Origin of the sequence: Tardibacter chloracetimidivorans, from assembly GCF_001890385.1 — a bacterium.
Classification (GTDB): domain Bacteria; phylum Pseudomonadota; class Alphaproteobacteria; order Sphingomonadales; family Sphingomonadaceae; genus Tardibacter; species Tardibacter chloracetimidivorans.
In genome coordinates, this window is the sequence record NZ_CP018221.1 from 1482365 (window position 1) to 1498657 (window position 16293).

Annotated in this window: 17 protein-coding genes; 6 read left to right on the plus strand and 11 right to left on the minus strand. The window is 66.9% G+C overall.

From position 1 onward, the window contains the following. The first annotated feature begins 35 nt into the window (after nucleotides 1-35). Entirely contained in the window at nucleotides 36-1358 is a 1323-nt protein-coding gene (locus tag BSL82_RS07735; protein WP_072596760.1) for a cystathionine gamma-synthase family protein, read from the plus strand. Here the strand turns inward: BSL82_RS07735 and ygfZ are convergent. Beyond that, entirely contained in the window at nucleotides 1337-2125 is a 789-nt protein-coding gene (gene ygfZ / locus BSL82_RS07740; protein WP_072596761.1) for a CAF17-like 4Fe-4S cluster assembly/insertion protein YgfZ, read from the minus strand. The genes BSL82_RS07735 and ygfZ overlap by 22 nt on opposite strands. A 105-nt stretch (nucleotides 2126-2230) precedes the next feature. On the opposite strand from ygfZ, the gene BSL82_RS07745 reads away from it, so the two are divergent. The 4 genes from BSL82_RS07745 (at nucleotide 2231) to BSL82_RS07760 (ending at nucleotide 6050) form a co-directional block, all read left to right on the plus strand. Beyond that, the gene (locus tag BSL82_RS07745; RefSeq protein WP_072596762.1) at nucleotides 2231-3559 is read left to right on the plus strand and encodes a dihydroorotase; all 1329 of its coding nucleotides are present in this window, start codon (nucleotides 2231-2233) and stop codon (nucleotides 3557-3559) included. A 16-nt stretch (nucleotides 3560-3575) separates the two neighbouring features. Beyond that, nucleotides 3576-4235: a glutathione S-transferase family protein gene (locus tag BSL82_RS07750; protein ID WP_072596763.1), complete on the plus strand. Its 660-nt coding sequence runs from the start codon at nucleotides 3576-3578 to the stop codon at nucleotides 4233-4235. Between the two features lie 169 nt (nucleotides 4236-4404). Then, nucleotides 4405-5220 carry a flagellin N-terminal helical domain-containing protein gene (locus tag BSL82_RS07755; protein ID WP_072596764.1) on the plus strand — a complete coding sequence of 272 codons (816 nt, stop codon included), beginning with the start codon at nucleotides 4405-4407 and terminating at the stop codon, nucleotides 5218-5220. Nucleotides 5221-5324: 104 nt separating this feature from the next. Continuing rightward, complete coding sequence (locus BSL82_RS07760) at nucleotides 5325-6050, plus strand: hypothetical protein (protein WP_072596765.1); 726 nt, start codon at nucleotides 5325-5327, stop codon at nucleotides 6048-6050. Between the two features lie 57 nt (nucleotides 6051-6107). Here BSL82_RS07760 and BSL82_RS07765 read toward each other — a convergent pair whose 3' ends face one another. The 10 genes from BSL82_RS07765 to BSL82_RS07810 all read right to left on the minus strand — a co-directional run bounded on the left by BSL82_RS07765 (nucleotide 6108) and on the right by BSL82_RS07810 (nucleotide 14659). Then, entirely contained in the window at nucleotides 6108-6854 is a 747-nt protein-coding gene (locus tag BSL82_RS07765; protein ID WP_072596766.1) for a sigma-70 family RNA polymerase sigma factor, read from the minus strand. Further along, the gene (locus BSL82_RS07770) at nucleotides 6838-7764 is read right to left on the minus strand and encodes a P-loop NTPase (RefSeq protein WP_083579102.1); all 927 of its coding nucleotides are present in this window, start codon (nucleotides 7762-7764) and stop codon (nucleotides 6838-6840) included. The genes BSL82_RS07765 and BSL82_RS07770 overlap by 17 nt, the downstream gene beginning before the upstream one ends. Next, on the minus strand, nucleotides 7710-8663 hold the full coding sequence (locus BSL82_RS07775; protein ID WP_072596767.1) for a flagellar biosynthesis protein FlhF: 954 nt from the start codon (nucleotides 8661-8663) through the stop codon (nucleotides 7710-7712). Before BSL82_RS07775 ends, BSL82_RS07770 begins: the two co-directional genes overlap by 55 nt. A 21-nt stretch (nucleotides 8664-8684) precedes the next feature. Next, nucleotides 8685-10772, minus strand: coding sequence for a flagellar biosynthesis protein FlhA (flhA, locus tag BSL82_RS07780; protein ID WP_193408598.1), 2088 nt, complete (start codon nucleotides 10770-10772; stop codon nucleotides 8685-8687). Continuing rightward, the gene (locus BSL82_RS07785) at nucleotides 10769-11590 is read right to left on the minus strand and encodes a hypothetical protein (protein ID WP_072596768.1); all 822 of its coding nucleotides are present in this window, start codon (nucleotides 11588-11590) and stop codon (nucleotides 10769-10771) included. The genes flhA and BSL82_RS07785 overlap by 4 nt, the downstream gene beginning before the upstream one ends. 71 nt (nucleotides 11591-11661) lie before the next feature. Next, nucleotides 11662-12027, minus strand: a complete 366-nt coding sequence (locus tag BSL82_RS07790) for a hypothetical protein (protein ID WP_072596769.1) — start codon at nucleotides 12025-12027, stop codon at nucleotides 11662-11664. Beyond that, nucleotides 12024-12335, minus strand: coding sequence for a flagellar biosynthesis anti-sigma factor FlgM (gene flgM, locus BSL82_RS07795; protein WP_072596770.1), 312 nt, complete (start codon nucleotides 12333-12335; stop codon nucleotides 12024-12026). Before flgM ends, BSL82_RS07790 begins: the two co-directional genes overlap by 4 nt. A 38-nt stretch (nucleotides 12336-12373) precedes the next feature. Beyond that, nucleotides 12374-13102 (minus strand): flagellar basal body P-ring formation chaperone FlgA, encoded by a 729-nt coding sequence (flgA, locus tag BSL82_RS07800; protein WP_162274383.1) that lies wholly within the window; start codon nucleotides 13100-13102, stop codon nucleotides 12374-12376. A gap of 55 nt (nucleotides 13103-13157) precedes the next feature. After that, on the minus strand, nucleotides 13158-14258 hold the full coding sequence (locus tag BSL82_RS07805; protein ID WP_072596772.1) for a flagellar assembly protein T N-terminal domain-containing protein: 1101 nt from the start codon (nucleotides 14256-14258) through the stop codon (nucleotides 13158-13160). Then, nucleotides 14255-14659 carry an LPP20 family lipoprotein gene (locus tag BSL82_RS07810; RefSeq protein WP_072596773.1) on the minus strand — a complete coding sequence of 135 codons (405 nt, stop codon included), beginning with the start codon at nucleotides 14657-14659 and terminating at the stop codon, nucleotides 14255-14257. Before BSL82_RS07810 ends, BSL82_RS07805 begins: the two co-directional genes overlap by 4 nt. Before the next feature lie 112 nt (nucleotides 14660-14771). On the opposite strand from BSL82_RS07810, the gene BSL82_RS07815 reads away from it, so the two are divergent. Further along, nucleotides 14772-16280, plus strand: a complete 1509-nt coding sequence (locus tag BSL82_RS07815) for a YifB family Mg chelatase-like AAA ATPase (protein WP_072596774.1) — start codon at nucleotides 14772-14774, stop codon at nucleotides 16278-16280. The last annotated feature ends 13 nt before the right edge of the window (nucleotides 16281-16293 follow it).

Below are 16293 nucleotides of genomic sequence, written 5' to 3' on the forward strand. Positions count from 1 at the left end.
CGTCCGCGCGCCGTTTGGAGAGGAGCCGCCTTGTTATGACCCGCTCGCACGATCCCAACGGTCCCGCGACTATTCCGACGGCGCGTCGCCGCCCGAAGGCCGATGTCCTGGAACTCGGCGGCCGCAAGCTGAAGCCCGCCACCTTGATGATGGGCCACGGCTTCGATCCCGCGCTTTCCGAAGGCGCGCTGAAGCCGCCGATCTTCCTGACCTCCACCTTCGTCTTTGAAAGCGCGGCGGCAGGCAAACGCTTCTTCGAGCACATTACCGGCAAGCGGGAGGGACCGGCGGAAGGCCTTGTCTATTCCCGCTTCAACGGCCCCGATCAGGAGATACTGGAGGACCGGCTGAGCCTTTGGGAAGAGGTGGAGGACGCCCTCACCTTCTCGTCGGGCATGTCGGCGATCGCCACCACCCTGCTTGCACTGGTCCAGCCCGGCGATGTCATCATCCATTCCTCCCCGCTTTACGCAGCCACCGAAACGCTGATCGGCCGCATCCTCGGCCGGTTCGGCGTGCAATGGGTGGATTTTCCGGCAGGCGCTTCCAGACAGGAGATCGACGCCGCGTTCGAGCGGGCGAAGGCGCTCGGTCGTATCGGCTGCGTCTATCTGGAAAGCCCGGCCAACCCCACCAACCAGCTTGTCGACATCGCCGCCGTGGCGGATGCGCGGGACGCCTTCCACCCCGACCCCGCAAGCCGGCCGCCGGTCATCATCGACAACACCTTTCTGGGGCCGCTCTGGCAGAAGCCGCTGAAGCATGGCGCGGACCTGGTCGTCTATTCGCTTACCAAATATGCGGGCGGCCACAGCGATCTTGTCGCCGGCGGCGTGCTGGGCAGCCGGGCGATGCTTGCGCCCGTCCGCTCGATGCGGAACACCATCGGCACGATCACCGACCCGCATACCGCCTGGATGCTGCTCCGGAGCCTTGAGACGCTGGAGCTGCGCATGACGCGCGCTGGCGAAAGCGCGGCGAAGGTCTGCACATGGCTGAAGGACCATCCCGGCGTGGAACGTATCGGCTATCTCGGCTTTCTCGATCCCGAATCGCGGCAGGCCGACATCTACCGCCGCCATTGCACCGGTGCCGGCTCCACCTTCTCGCTCTATCTGAAGGGCGGCGAGGCGGAGGCGTTCCGATTCCTCGATTCGCTCAAGATCGTGAAGCTCGCCGTCAGCCTTGGCGGCACCGAGACGCTTGCCAGCCACCCTGCCGCGATGACCCATCTTTCCGTGCCGGACGAACGCAAGCGGCAGCTCGACATTTCGGACAATCTCGTCCGCATCTCGATCGGCGTGGAGGACGCCGACGATCTCATCGCCGATTTCGATCAGGCGCTGGCGGCGGTCTGATCCTGCAGCCATTGCGGCCAGATCACCTCGGCCTCCGCGCTCCCGACGGTCAGCACGCCGTCGGCATGTTCCATCCGCAGCCATGCCATGCCGACATCGCCGACCTGTGATCGCAGCTCGCCCGCAGCCTTTCCCTCGCCGGTCCGCAACTCCGCCTCGTCGCCCGGCGCGCCGACGATCTTCACCGGCAGCAGGCGGCGGCGCAGCTTGTCGCGATGGTGCATGCGCGCGGTGTTCTCCTGCCCGACATAGCAGCCCTTGGAAAAGCTGACGCCGTTCAGCTCGACGGCATTGGCTTCCAGCCACAAGGTCTTGTCCACGCCCAGCTCGGCTGTCCCTTCCGCCACGCCAAGCGCGATGCGGCGTTCGTCATAGTCCGCGGCCTCGCCATCGGCGGGTGCGATCCAGCGGCGGCCCAGCGCCGCCAGGCGAGGATCGGGACTTCCCGCCTCCCCTTCCGCCGACCAATGGACCGCCAACGCATCGCCGCGGCCGATGACGATGGGCCTGCGCAGGCGATAGAGCGTCAGCCGCTTCGCCAGTTCGTCGGCGCGCGCTGCCTCGCAGTCGATCAGCACGTCCTCGCCGTCCGCCCAGAGGATGAAATCGAACAGCGCCTTGCCCTGCGCGGACAGCAACCCCGCCCACACCGGCCGCGCGGGGGCGAGCAGCGCCACATCATTGGTGACGAGGCCTTGCAGGAAATCCCGAACGCCTTCGCCCGACAGGCGGATCACGGCGCGGTTCGAAAGGGTGGTGTTGGGCATCAGGGGAAGCTAGGGACTCAATCCGGAAAAATAAACCGTTCGTGTCGAGCGAAGTCGAGACACGCCCCCGTCCCTCGACTAAGCTCGGGACGAACGGAGTTTGAAATGCCCCAGACCTATGACCTCATCCTCAAGAACGGCCGCGTGTTCACGCCCGGTGGACTGGCGGAGACCAGCATCGGCGTGAGGGACGGCAGGATCGCCGCGATCGGCGCATCCGGCGATGCAGGCGAAGTCATCGACTGCGCCGGTCTTGTCGTCCTTCCAGGCGCGATCGACACGCAGGTTCACTTCCGCGAGCCGGGGCTGGAGCAGAAGGAAGACCTTGAGTCCGGCAGCCGCGCTGCCGTGCTTGGCGGAATCACCGGCGTCTTTGAAATGCCGAACACCAAGCCCAACACCGACACTGCCGACGCGCTCGCCGACAAGCTGAAGCGCGCCGCGGGCCGCATGTGGTGCGAGCATGCCTTTTATGTCGGGGCGACCAACGCCAACGCGCGCCACCTGGACGAACTTGAAATGCTACCGGGTGCGGCGGGCATAAAGGTGTTCATGGGCGCATCGACCGGCGACCTGCTGGTGTCGGAAGACGATGTGCTTGCCGAAGTGCTCGCCAGCGGCCGCCGCCGCGTCGCCATCCATGCCGAGGACGAAGCGCGGATGCAGGCCCGCATGGGGGAGCGGGTGGAAGGCGAACCGTCCAGTCACCCCGTCTGGCGCGACGATGAAAGCGCGATCCTCGCCACCCGCCGAATCCTGAAGCTGGCGCGCGAGGCACGGCGTCGTATCCATGTCCTGCACGTCACCACGCCCGCCGAGCTGGAGCTGCTGGGCCGGAACAAGGACATCGCAAGCTGCGAGGTGACGCCGCAGCACCTGACGCTTGCGGCGGAAGACGCCTATCCCCGGCTTGGCTCCCACGCCCAGATGAACCCGCCGATCCGTTCAGCCGCGCACCGCGACGGGCTGTGGCACTGGCTCGATCAGGGCGTGCCCGACGTCATCGGATCGGACCACGCCCCCCACACGCTGGAGGAAAAGGCGAAGCCCTATCCGGCGTCCCCCAGCGGAATGCCCGGCGTGCAGACGCTGCTGCCGCTGATGCTGAACCATGTCGCCGAGGGGCGGCTGACGCTGGAACGGCTGGTGGATCTGACCGCCTTCGGCCCCCAGCGACTGTTCGGCCTGACCGGCAAGGGACGCATCGCCATGGGCTATGACGCCGATTTTTCCATCGTCGACCTGAAATCCCGCTGGACGATTGAGGAAAGCTGGCTGGCGAGCCGGTGCGGCTGGTCCCCCTTCACCGGGATGCGGATCACGGGCAGGCCCGTGGGCACGATCATCAGGGGCAATCGCGTGATGTGGGACGGTCAGCTTGCCGATCAGGCGGCCGGGCAGCCGTTCCGCTTCGACGAGACGATCAGGGCATAGGAGGCCGGAGGCGCACATGACACTCGAGGTTTATGGCCACCCCTTTTCCTCCTACTGCCAGAAGGTCTTCATCGCGCTCTACGAGAACGCGACCCCGTTCGACTTCCGGATGATAGACCCCGATCACCCGGAGAATGCGGCGGAATGGGCGAGGCTCTGGCCGCTGAAGCGCTTTCCGCTGCTGGTCGACAACGGCCGCCCGGTCATGGAGGCGACGGTCATCATCGAGCATCTGGGCCTTCATCATCCCGGCCCGGTGGAGCTTGTCCCGGCCGATCCGAAGGCCGCGCTTCCCGTCAGGGCGATGGACCGCTTCTTCGACAACTACATCATGACGCCGATGCAACGGATCGTCGGCGACAGCCTGCGCCCCGCCGAGGCGCGTGACTCCTTCGGCGTTTCCGAAGCGCGGACGCTGCTCGACACCGCCTATCAGTGGCTGGACGACCGGATGAGCGGCGGCCAATGGGCGGCCGGGGACAGCTTCACCCTTGCCGATTGCGCCGCAGCGCCTTCGTTATTCTATGCCGACTGGGCGCATCCCATGGATGGCCGCTTCCCACATGTGGCCGCTTACCGGCAGCGCCTGCTCGCGCGCCCGTCCGTCGCGCGCGCCGTAGACGAGGCGCGGCCGTATCGAAGCTTTTTTCCGCTGGGCGCGCCCGACCGGGATTGAACATGCCTGCAAAAAATCACCCTCTTCATGTTGTTTTCAAACGGAAAAACTTTCTCTCCGCGCCGTCGCTAAACTTTGATCCGGCCCTGCCGTGAACATGGATACGGCAGATGCTTCGCCAGTCTAGGGGTGAGGATAGCCGGGTAGAAGCGGGAAAAGAGAGATAGCCATGACTGTTATCAACACCAACACTTCGGCGCTTCGGGCTCAGAACGCCTCGCGCCTCGCTGAAATGAACCTTTCGCGTGCAATGGAACGCCTGTCTTCGGGCAAGCGCATCAACTCCGCTCGCGACGACGCCGCCGGCCTTGCCGTCGCATCGCGTATGACTGCGGAAATCCGTGGCCTTGGCGCTGCGATCCGCAACGCAAATGACGGCATCTCGCTGGCCCAGACGGCCGAAGGCGCGATGGGCGAAGTCACCAACATGCTTCAGCGCATGAAGGAACTTTCGGTCCAGTCGGCCAACGGAACGCTGAGCGACGGCGACAAGGACAATCTGCAGGCCGAATTCGCCGAGCTGATCGCACAGATCGACGACATCGCCAACCGCACCACCTTCAACGGCGTTGCGCTGGCTGACGGCACCAACGCCACCGTCTCGATCCAGACCGGCACCAGCGCCGGCGAGACCGTGGACGTCACGCTGTCCGACCTGACGGCGGCGACGCTTGCGATCGACGCGTTAGACATCGGCTCCGCCGGTGACGCGGACGCCGCGATGACCGCCATCGACGCTGCGCTCGACACGGTGACAACCGCACGGGCAACGCTGGGCGCGGTTCAGAACCGCCTCGACGCCACCGTCAACAGCCTGACCGACCGCGCCACGAACCTGACGGAATCGCGTTCGCGGATCGAAGACACGGATTTCTCGGCAGAGACGACCAATCTCGCCAAGTCGCAGATCCTGTCCCAGGCCGCCACCGCAATGCTCGCCCAGGCGAACCAGTCGCAGCAGAACGTGCTGTCGCTGCTCCGCTAATAGAGCACAGAGCCCGACGGCAGGCCCCGGCGCTCAACTGAACGCCGGGGCCAGTTCGTCTGGCGTCACCTCAGACGATCTCATTGCCTCTGCGGGAGGGCAGGATGTCCGCCGACATCGATGACGAGGAATTGACCTTCGACGACAATCCGCCAGCCGCTGCGCCGGATGCCGGAGCAGAGCCGGAGCCGGAGCGAGCGCCGTCAAAGGCCCCGGAGGCCGCACAGGCGCAACCGACAGCTGCCGCCGAACCTGCTCCGAAGCAGGATGCCGGGCCAGCCTCCGCGCCAAAAAAGCGCTCGAATGTGGGAATGGCGGTGGCCGCCGGCTTCGCCGTCTGTATCGTCGCTTCGGTGACATCCGCCGTTCAGGCGTCGCGCGCCGCAAGCGCTGCACATGGCAGCGCAGCCTCCTCGCCCGACGCGCTTGCCGCACGGCTCAACAAGATCGAGAAGCTGCTTGAGCAGCAGCGCAACGCACTGGATGCGCTTTCAGCCAATCCGGCATCGCCCGTCAGCTCTGCGGGTCCGGCCGATGAGAGCCAGATCAACGCGCTTGCCGCCGCCGTCCGCGCCAATCAGGAAATGAACGAGCGGCTTCCGTCCGTCGTCATGAGGCAGGTGGATGCCCGGCTTGCAAGGGTTGAACGTTCGGCTCCGCGCGCGGTCGCCCGGCCCTATCGGAAAGCGGGAACGCCATCCCCCAAGCCCAGCGCGAAGCCCGCAGCGGCAGCGCCTGCGCCAGCGCCGCAACCGGCGGCGGCGTCTCCGGCAGTCGTGCAGCAGGTGGAGGCAAAGCGCCCGGCGGGAGATGCGATCCGCTATCCCTGACTTCCGCCCACCCATTCAGGTTAGGTCGCCATTTGCAGGCCGACCGGGCCTGAATGGCTATTCGGTCCATTCGGAAAGCTGGCCGCGCATCCGGTCCAGCGCCACCTTCTTGATCTGGCAGACGCGCGCCGCGCCGACGCCCAGCACCTCGCCGATCTCGTCGAGGTTCAGTTCCTCGACATAGTAAAGCTGGAGGACCATCGCCTCGCGTTCGGGCAGGTTGCGGATGCCGGCCGCCAGCGCCCGTTCCAGATCGGCGCGCTCCAGCGCATCGGCGGGCGTTTCGCCATCATCGACGAACCATTCCGAATGATCGGAATAGATGTCGTCCAGATTTTCATATTGCACGCCCTGGGTGGCGTCGATCTCGCGCAGCAGTTCCTCGATCGATATGCCCATGCGGGCCGCAAGCTCGACCTGCGTCGGCGAGCGGCCGAGGACGACCTCGGCTTCCTTGCGGGCAGCGTTCAGCCTCCTTCGCCGCACCAGCGCGCTGCGGCACATGTTCGCCTGCCGCCGAAGCTGGTCGATCATCGCGCCACGGATGCGGGTGGTTGCGTAGGAGGAAAAGGCCGCCACGCCGCGTTCCTCGAAATTGCGCGCCGCCTCCAGCAGGGCGACGGTGCCGATCTGCACCAGATCGCCCACCTCTATCGCCGAGCTGACATGGCCATGCACATGCCACGCGATCTTGCGGACAAGGCCCAGGTGCGTCTCCACCAGCTTTTGTGGAGACGGGCGGGCGGCGGGCGCCCGCGAATAGACGAGATCGCCTGCCGACCTTATGTCAGGCTGCGCGTGCATTCTCACCCTCGAAGAAGGAATTGGCGGTGAAGGCGAAGGCTTCCGTCCGGGTCCGCTTGTCGATTTCCCATGCAATGCGGTTGAAGGCCTGACCGGCCGAGGTCAGCGGATAGGCTTCCACCACGCATTTCTTGCGAAGCGCGGCGCGGCGGACATGCGGATCGGCCGGGATCGAACCCAGATGATCAAGCGCGATGTCGAGAAACTTTTCTGCCACCGCCTTGAACCGCTGGAACAGATGCCGCCCCGCCGCCTCGCTCGTCGTCATGTTGGTCAGGACCAGCGCGCGCCTGCACCGGCCGCGGGCGGCAAGCGCCTTCAACAGGCCATAGCCGTCGATGAAGCTGGCGGGCTCGTCGTTGATGACGATGACCGCAAGATCGGCCCGTTCGACAAAGCCGGTGACGATCGGCGCGATTCCGGCCGCAGTGTCGATCACCAGATAATCGAGTTCATCCTCGAACACGCGGAACGCGCCGCACAACCTTTGCTGCACATCGTCGTCCAGAACGGCAAGGCTCGCGTCACCCGATCCACCACTGATGAGGCCGATGCCACCCGGCCCGGCCTGGACGATGTCGGCGAGCGGGGCCTTGCCCGACAGCGCATCTTCCACCGTCGCCTGCGCGGGCAGGCCCAGCACGACACCGGCATTGGCAAGGCCAAGGTCGGCGTCGAACAGCATCACCCTTTTGCCGCCCCGTGCGAGCGACACCGCGACATTGACCGACACATGAGTCTTGCCGACCCCGCCCTTGCCGCTTGCAACCGCCACCACCACCGGGCGCCTGCCATTGTCCTGAGCCGAGGTGTCGGGCGTGTTCATGTGGCGGGAAACCCTTTCGATTTGAGCGATCATTGCAGCGCCGCCGATCCGCCCGCCGACAGCGCGGCCGCGATCATCCGGCACAGGCTGGTGCCGCGCGCGGTGGCAAGCCCGTCGGCCAGTTCGGCAGAGCGGCCGATGGCGGCCAACGGTATGCCGCTTTCAAGCAGCATGTGGAGCGCTGCCCCCGGCGGCAGCGTCTCGCCCGCATGGGTCAGCACATAGCCGTCGAACTCGGAGGCAAAGAGCTGGGCGACCTGCCGGTGCCGCGCCAATTGCCCGTTGAGGGGCAGCGTGCAGAGCACGGTGAGCGTGCCCACCCGCCCGAAGCGGAGGCGAAGCTCCTCGGTCTCGCAGGCGGCGAGCCGGGGGTCGCTCGGCATGTCGATGAACAGCCGGCGGCTGCCGCCGAGACGCACCACCGCATCGGCCAGGCTTTCGCGCGGTTCCGGTTCCACCATCGGCACGCCGATCATGCCGGAGATGATGCGCAGCTGCTCGCGCGCGCCCAGTCGCCGGTCGGCGGCAAGCAATGCGACCGGCTCATGCGGCCATTCCGATCTCGCCATCGCGGCCAGCTGGGCCAGCGTCGTCGTCTTTGCGCTGCCGCTGTCGCCCACTACGCACAGATGCGCGAGGTCGCGGTGCGGCAGGGGCGCGAGGGCAAGCTCGCGTTCCACCCTCAAGGTAAAGCGCGACCAGACATCGGCCAGATCGTCGCCGCAGATCGCCAGTTCGGCCGAAAGCAGTTCGGGGTCCACGCCCACCGCGCGCGCCTGGGCGATGAAGCGCACCATCGGATCATGTCGGGGCTTGAGCGCTTGCGGGGCGATGGGCGGCATGCGCCGTTCGACGCCTGCGACAACTTCCACCCCGCCCCTTGTCTTGCGGGTCTGGATGATGACCGCGTCCGGGCCGAGCGCGTCCATCACGCGGTTCAAGGCGCTGCGGCTGTCCGGTGCGGTGATCGTTGTCGTCTGCATGTTCTTGACCTCAACCCTTTGTTATTCCGTGCCGCGGCCGACCACGGCCACCACCTGAACCTGACGGCTGTCCGGTATCTCGTAGAAGGACAGCACCGTCACATCCGGCAGATGCTGGCGCAGGAGTTGGAACAGCGGCCTGCGCACGAGCGGCGTCGTAACCACAGCAAAAGTCGTGCCATCTGCGAGCAGCGGCTTGGCGGCTTCGCCAAGCGCCGTCAGGATGCGTTGCGAAAGCGCCGGGTCCAGCGGATAGGCGCCGCTAGGATCGGCCCGCACAGACGACACCAGAAGCTGTTCCAGATCGCCGTCCAGCGTGATGATCTTGAGCTGGTCCTTCAGCCCGCACAGCCGCTGCACGATCAGTCCGCCCAAGGCCGGGCGGATAAGCTCGGTCAGCTCGGCCGGGTCTTGTGTCCGGTGCGCGGCCCCTGCCAGAGCCTCCACAATCCGCCGGAAATCGCGGACGGGCACGCTTTCGTCGAGCAGCGTCTGGAGCACCTGCGTGATCGTCTGGAGCGACAGCGCCTTGGTGATATTGCCGACAAGCTGGGGTGCTGCCGCCTGCAGGGTGTCGAGCAGCTTTTGCACTTCGTCCTGACCGAGAAGCTGGCAGGACTGGCTCTGGAGGATCTGGTTGACGTGCGTTGCGACCACCGTCGACGCATCGACGACCGTATAGCCGCTGGCGACGGCCTGGTCCTTCTGCTCGGCCGGAATCCAGAGTGCTTCCAGGCCGAACGTCGGATCCTTGACGGCGCGCCCGGAAACCGACGCATGGACGAGGCCGGAATCGAGCGCCAGCATGTCGTTGGGCGAAACCTCGTCCTCGCCGTGCACGACGCCCGACACGAGCACGCGATAGGCATGAGGGGCAAGGCTCATATTGTCGCGCACGCGAATGGGCGGGACGACGAAGCCAAACTCGCGCGACAGCTGGCGGCGGATGCCGGTGAGGCGGCCCATCAGCGGGGCGCTGAGCTTTTCGTCCACCAGCCCGATCAGCCCATAGCCGATCTCGACGCTGATCTGGACATTGTCGGTCACGTCTTCCCAGTTGATCTGCGATTCTCGCGCCGGATCGGCGACGGCCGCATCGGCCGTTTCCGGCGCGGCGGATGCGGATTGCGCCTTCTTCAGCCGCCAGGCGGCATAGGCCGCAAGACCGGCGGCAGGCAGGATGATCATCTGCGGCATGCCGGGCAGCACGCCCAGCAATGCGAGGATGGCCGCAACCGGAGTCCATGCGGCGGCCGAACCGAACTGGCTGGACATCTGGCCGGTCAGGTCCAGCGGCGAGGAAACGCGGGTGACGATGACGGCCGCCGCAATCGAAAGCATCAGCGCGGGCACCTGCGCGACAAGGCCGTCGCCGATCGCCAGCAATATATAGTTGGACCCGGCCTCGGCCATCGTCAGGCCATGCTGCACCGTGCCCAGGATCAGCCCGCCGATGATGTTGACCGCAAGGATCAAAAGACCCGCGATCGCATCGCCCTTCACGAACTTGGATGCGCCGTCCATCGATCCGTAGAAATCGGCCTCGGTCGCGACTTCCTGCCGCCGCGACTTGGCCTCGTCCGGGGTCAGCAGCCCGGCGTTGAGATCGGCGTCGATCGCCATCTGCTTGCCGGGCAACGCATCGAGCGTGAAGCGCGCCGACACTTCGGACACGCGACCCGCGCCCTTGGTGATGACGACCAGATTGATGATGATCAGGATCATGAAGACGAACAAGCCGACGACATAGTCGCCGCCGATCAGGAAATGGCCGAAGGCCTCGATCACCTGTCCCGCAGCGTCAGGCCCGGTGTGGCCGTTGACCAGCACCACCCGGGTCGAGGCGACGTTCAGCGCCAGGCGGAGCAGCGTGGCGAACAGCAACACGGTCGGGAAGGACGAGAAATCGAGCGGCTTCTGCGTATTGAGCGACACCATCAGCACCGCAAGCGCGATCATGATGTTGAGGATGAAGAACACGTCGAGGAGGAACGGCGCGATCGGCACCACCATCAGCACGACCAGCAGCAATATGCCGAGCGGCAGCATCGCCGCCCTGCCCGCACCGGCCCAGATCGTCCGGTTCATCTGCAATGCGGCGGTCGTCATGCGCCCATGCTCGCAAGCATCAGATAGGCGAGCCGCGCGTTTTCAGGCCGCGTCTTCGTGAACATCTCTTCCGGTCCGGGTGTGCCGTCATCGGCCGACAGCGCGCGGGCCAGCGCCATCGGCAGGGGCGGCAGATCGCTCCCTTGCGCCGCGTCGGCCATCATCACCGGCTGCGCGGCGGGCAACGGCCCGGCATCGTCATCCATCTTCCGGGCGAAGCGGTCGTAAATCTCCGCGAGCGAGCGCGGCCTACCGTTCTCCGCGTAGAAGACGGGGCGATTGCTTGCAGCGGCGGCAGGCAGGATGCGGTCGGCGCGCTGGTTCGGATCGGCCGCCATCGCGCCAAGGAAATCGGCCGCGCCCTTCGGCCCCAGGAAATGGCCCATATAGAGATCCGCCGCATTGGCGGTGCGGCCGGTGGCGCGTTCGATATGCTGCCGGTTGTCGGCCGCCGTCTCGGCCGCCATCAGCGCCGATGCCTCCGGCTCGTTGCGAAGGTTCATGATCGCCGCGCGAGCGCCGGGATCGGTCACGCACAACCGGCCGCGCCGGTCGGCCGCGATGCAATCGGCGGCCCATTGCAGGCCGTGCTTCGCGCCGTGGCGCTTCAGGGCTGCAAGCCAGCTCTGGTCGATGAACTGATAGAGTCCGGTCGCGCTGCTGGTGCGCGCCTTCGCATCGGGCCGCAGCCCGCTTTCGATCCTGGCCTGCTTGTAGAGATAGCCGAAATCCATGCCGGTGCGGCGGCTCGCCTGCGCGATTGCCGAACGGACGCGGTCCACCCCAGACGTGATCTCACCAAGCAGCGTCGGATTCATGACGGCTTCGACTCCTTTTCAGGAGCAGAAGCAAAGCCCGTGCCAGTCTAACTATGGAAAGTTCGAAGGATTCAGGCGCAGTCCAGATCGATGCTGCGATAGCCGCCCGCGATCCGCCCGTCGCGGCCATAGGCTGCGGCAGGCGCGTGTCCGGCGGCGTGCGCCAGAACGTTCAGCCGCCGCTCGATCCCGGCGAGCAACAGGTTGACCCTGAGCGCGGCCTGCTCGCAAAGCGCGGCCCCCTCGTGGATCAGCGCCTCGGTCTCGTCGTCGGGCGCGACCAGCGGCGAAAGCTGGAGAGCGGAAATCGCGGCGAGCTTCGATGCCGTGGACGATTCAAGCGCCGCCACGTCACCAGAATCGAGCGCCGCCAGCTCCTGCCGCAGCGCTTCGTTCAGGTTCCTCAATGTTTGCTGATAGGCGGGCGCGCCCGTCATGCCGCGCCGTCCTTGTCCGCCCAGCCGAGATCAAGCTCGACCATCTTCGCGGCGATCCTCTCGGGATCAACCTTGTAGCTGCCGCTGGCGATGGCCTCGCGCAGTTCTGCGACGCGCGCCTTGTCGATTGGCGCGGACGCGGCATCGCGCGCCTCGGTCGCAAGCGGCGACAGTTCCGCGCGCGCCGGTGCTTGCAACGCGGCGGCTTCTGCTGGCCGGGCCGCTCCACCAGCTTCGGGGACGGACGCCTCCAGCCGCGGAGACGGACCGCCAAGCCCGGCCGGACGCCCTGCAATTCCGTCGATCATCTCATCGCCTCACAATCAATCGAACCGGGGTCATACGACTATTCACGACCGGTCCGCGCATTTTTATAGCCCGGCAGAAAAACAATTCCCGGCCCGCCAACAATCGCCTGCACCCGGCCGCCGGACGCCGCGTTTTTCACCTTGATGCGGCTGCCGGGCGCGCCGTCCTGCTCGGCCACGCCTTCGGCGGAAATCTCGAAGCCCGGCGATCCCGTCTTGATGATGACCGGATCGCCCCGTTTCACGGCAGGCGCGGTCGCGATCAGCTTCGCCCGCACCGGCTCGCCCGGATTGAGCGCGCGAACCGCGATCTTCCCCGTCACATCGCCAATGTCGGAAACGCCGCCGGGCACGGCGGTTGCGGGCTCGACCTTCAGATCGGCCGCCGTCAGCGCCGCCCCGCGCGGCACAGGACGGGTGACGACCACGGTTCCGTTGCGCTGCGCCGCCGCGGCCGGAGCATCATGTGCCACCACCACCGGCACATAAATCTGCCAGGATTCCGGCCCGCCGCAGCGTACCAGCACCGTGCTTTCGCCCGTGCCGTACCAGAGCAGTTCGGGAAGCACGTCGCAGCCCGAAAGCCTGAGCCGCCGATCGAGGCGCGGCTGGCGATGGCCGCCGCCCCGGCTCGCGAACTCCGCTATGCGCTGTTCCAGCCGGGTCATGTCCTCATAGCCGCGCGCCGATGCGCCCACTGCCGCCACCTGCAAAATAGCGAGCGCGAGCAAGGTTGCAGCAAAGGCCAGGCCTGTTCGTTCAGTCATCCGGACAATCCATTGCATCCGCAGATGGAAGCAATGTCCATGCCAAGGGATACGCCTAGCGCATCCGCGTTGCGACATGTCCCGCATTTCCGCGACTTGCGGGGTCGAACAGCCGCGCGCGGGCAGTTGAATCACCAAGGGAAACGACCTGCGCCATCGGCCAGTCGAGGCTTTCCGACGCATCGACCGTCGGCCCGCCGACGCGGAGAAGATCGCCCACCTTCAGCCCGGAATCGCTTCCACCGCCCAGCAGCAGATCGTCGCCCTGCCGCCCTGCTATTCGGATCGCCACCGGGCGGCAGCGGACCAGTTCGCGCGCATCCTCGATCAGGCGGCCGATCATCCCGCGCACGTCCGGCGAGGTGGCGCGCCGCGCGGGGCGATAGTCGGCGGGCAGATAGTCCCATCCGCGCGAGGCGAGCGTCCAGTCGCCGTCGCGTTCCGCCCGGCCAAGCAATGTGCCGCGCGCCGCATCCAGCAGTTCAAGGCCCAGCAGCGCGTCCATGCGCCTGCCTTTGACCAGCCCCGGCCCCGACACCGCGCGCCCGGTCAGCCGCACATAGGGGCGAACATAAACGCCGCTGCCCGGCGCATTGCCATAGGCGAGCACGGAATAGCGATCCCAGCTTCTTGTCGCCACCGACAATGGCACCGCCGCCGGGCCAAGCGTCGCGTCGCTCGGGTCAGCCCCGAAGGCGCGGCGAAGCGCATATCGGAACTGCGCGACCAGCGGATCGGCCGCGGCGGGATCAAGCGCCGGGTCCACGTCCAGCCGCATTTCGCCCAGATGCACCGGCGGGAGCGGATCGGCCCCGCACGATGGTGCATCGATCGGCGCGATGGTGGCCGAGATGCTGACCTTCATCAGCCCCGCCTCGCGCCATTCGTCGGTCAGGCGATAGCCGGTGACACGCGCCTGGGCGGTCGCCCACATCGCGTCCGAGCGGATGACGTTGCGGTCGATGAGCGTGGCGGCGCGCATGTCCATCCCGCCCGCTGCGATCGCCTGGCGAAGCGCGTCGCCGATCGCCCGCCAGCGCGCCTGCGCCGGATCGCCGGACAGCGGCGCGACGCCGGTCGCTTCCACCACCTGTTCGCGCGCAATGGCGGGGGATGCGACCAACATCGAAAGCGCAACAATGGCCCTGCGGATCATTGCTTCGCGCCTTCCGCCGCGCGTTCCACCTCGACCACCGTTTCATAGGCGTCGTCGCCCTTGGGCGTGATCTTCACGATCCGCGCCCCGGACACGACCCCGCTCACCGTCGCGCTGATCCGGTCCGACTGGATGGTGGAGCCAGCCGCGCGCGAGCTGCTTTCTACCCTCAGGCCATGGATCTGTTCGGCAAGGTTGCGCATCGCAGCAAGCTGCGAGGCCCGGATCGCCAGCAGCCGCCGCTCCTCATCGGTGGTGGCGGGCTGGGACGAGATCGGCGCATAGCCGACCCCGGTGATGACCCTGGGCGCGGGCAGCACGGTCTCGCGAGCGACGGCGATGGGCGCAAGTCCGCCCGCTGCGGCCAGACCGACGAAAAGGACAAGCAAAGCGCGTTTCATGTTTCAATGAACGGCGGCAGCGGCAAGTTGTTTAGCGGGCGTCATTTTCCTTGCCGCTCAGTCCCCTATGCGGCTAAGCGACGGAACCAAAGGGGAACAGGGGCCGGGGTCCATGGTTGCGCACGTCACGACGGTTGCCTTTCTGGGGCTGGAGGCCCGCACGGTCGATGTGCAGGTGCAGATCGCCAATGGCGTCCCGGCCTTCAGGGTCGTCGGCCTGCCCGACAAGGCCGTGGGCGAAAGCCGCGACCGCGTGCACGCAACGCTTTCCGCCCTTGGCCTGGCGCTTCCGCCAAAGCGGATCACCGTCAATCTTTCCCCGGCCGATCTTCCGAAGGAAGGCTCGCATTACGACCTGCCGATCGCGCTTGGCCTGCTGGCGGCGATGGGCGTGGTCGATGCCGAACAACTGGGCCAGTATCTGGTGGTTGGCGAGCTTGGGCTGGACGGCCGCGTCGCGCCGGTGCCCGGCGTGCTGCTGGCGGCGCTCCACGCGTCGGAGAACGACCTCGGCATGATCTGCCCCGCCGACCAGGGGGGCGAGGCGGCCTGGGCGGGACGGATCGAGGTGCTTGCCGCCACCGATCTGCTGACGCTGCTCAACCATTTTCGCGGCATCCAGCTCATGTCGCCGCCTGAACCCGCGCGGGCCGAAAAGCAGGTCGGCGGCCCCTGCCTGTCGGAGATCAAGGGGCAGGAAAGCGCCAAGCGCGCGCTGGAGGTGGCGGCGGCGGGCGGACACAATCTGCTTTTCAGCGGCCCTCCGGGGTCCGGCAAGTCGCTTCTCGCCTCCTGCCTGCCCGGCATATTGCCGGACCTGACGCCGGCCGAGGCGCTGGAAGTGTCGATGGTCGCATCGGTCGCCGGATCGCTGGAAGGCGGCAAGCTGCTGCGCGCCCGCCCCTATCGCGCGCCCCATCATTCCGCGTCCATGCCGGCGCTGGTCGGCGGCGGGCTGAAGGCGCGGCCGGGCGAGGTCAGCCTTGCCCATCTGGGGGTGCTGTTTCTGGACGAACTGCCGGAGTTTCAGCGATCGGTGCTGGATTCGCTGCGCCAGCCGCTGGAAACGGGCAAGGTCACGGTCGCGCGCGCCAATGCCCATGTCACCTTTCCGGCGCGGGTTCAGCTTGTCGCGGCGATGAACCCGTGCCGGTGCGGCCATCTGGGCGATGCCTCGCTTGCCTGCGCCCGCGCGCCGCGCTGCGCGGCCGAATATCAGACGCGCATCTCCGGCCCGCTGCTGGACCGCATCGACCTGCACGTCGATGTCCAGCCCGTCTCCGCCGCCGATCTGGTGTTGCCACCACCAGCCGAAGGATCGGCCGAAGTTTCGGCCCGGGTGAAGGCGGCGCGAGACCGCCAGAGCGCCCGCTATGCCGGACACGGCATCCGCACCAACGCCGAGGCGGACGGCACGCTGCTGGAGCAGGTCGCCACGCCCGACGAAGCCGGCCGCAAGCTGCTGCACCAGGCGGCCGAGGCGATGCGGCTGACCGCGCGCGGATTTCACCGCGTGCTGCGCGTCGCCCGCACCCTTGCCGATCTTGCCGACGCCGAGAATGTGGGCCGCATCCATATTGCCGAAGCACTCAGCTACCGCAGACAGGCCCCGGTTAACTGACTGAAATGGTGAA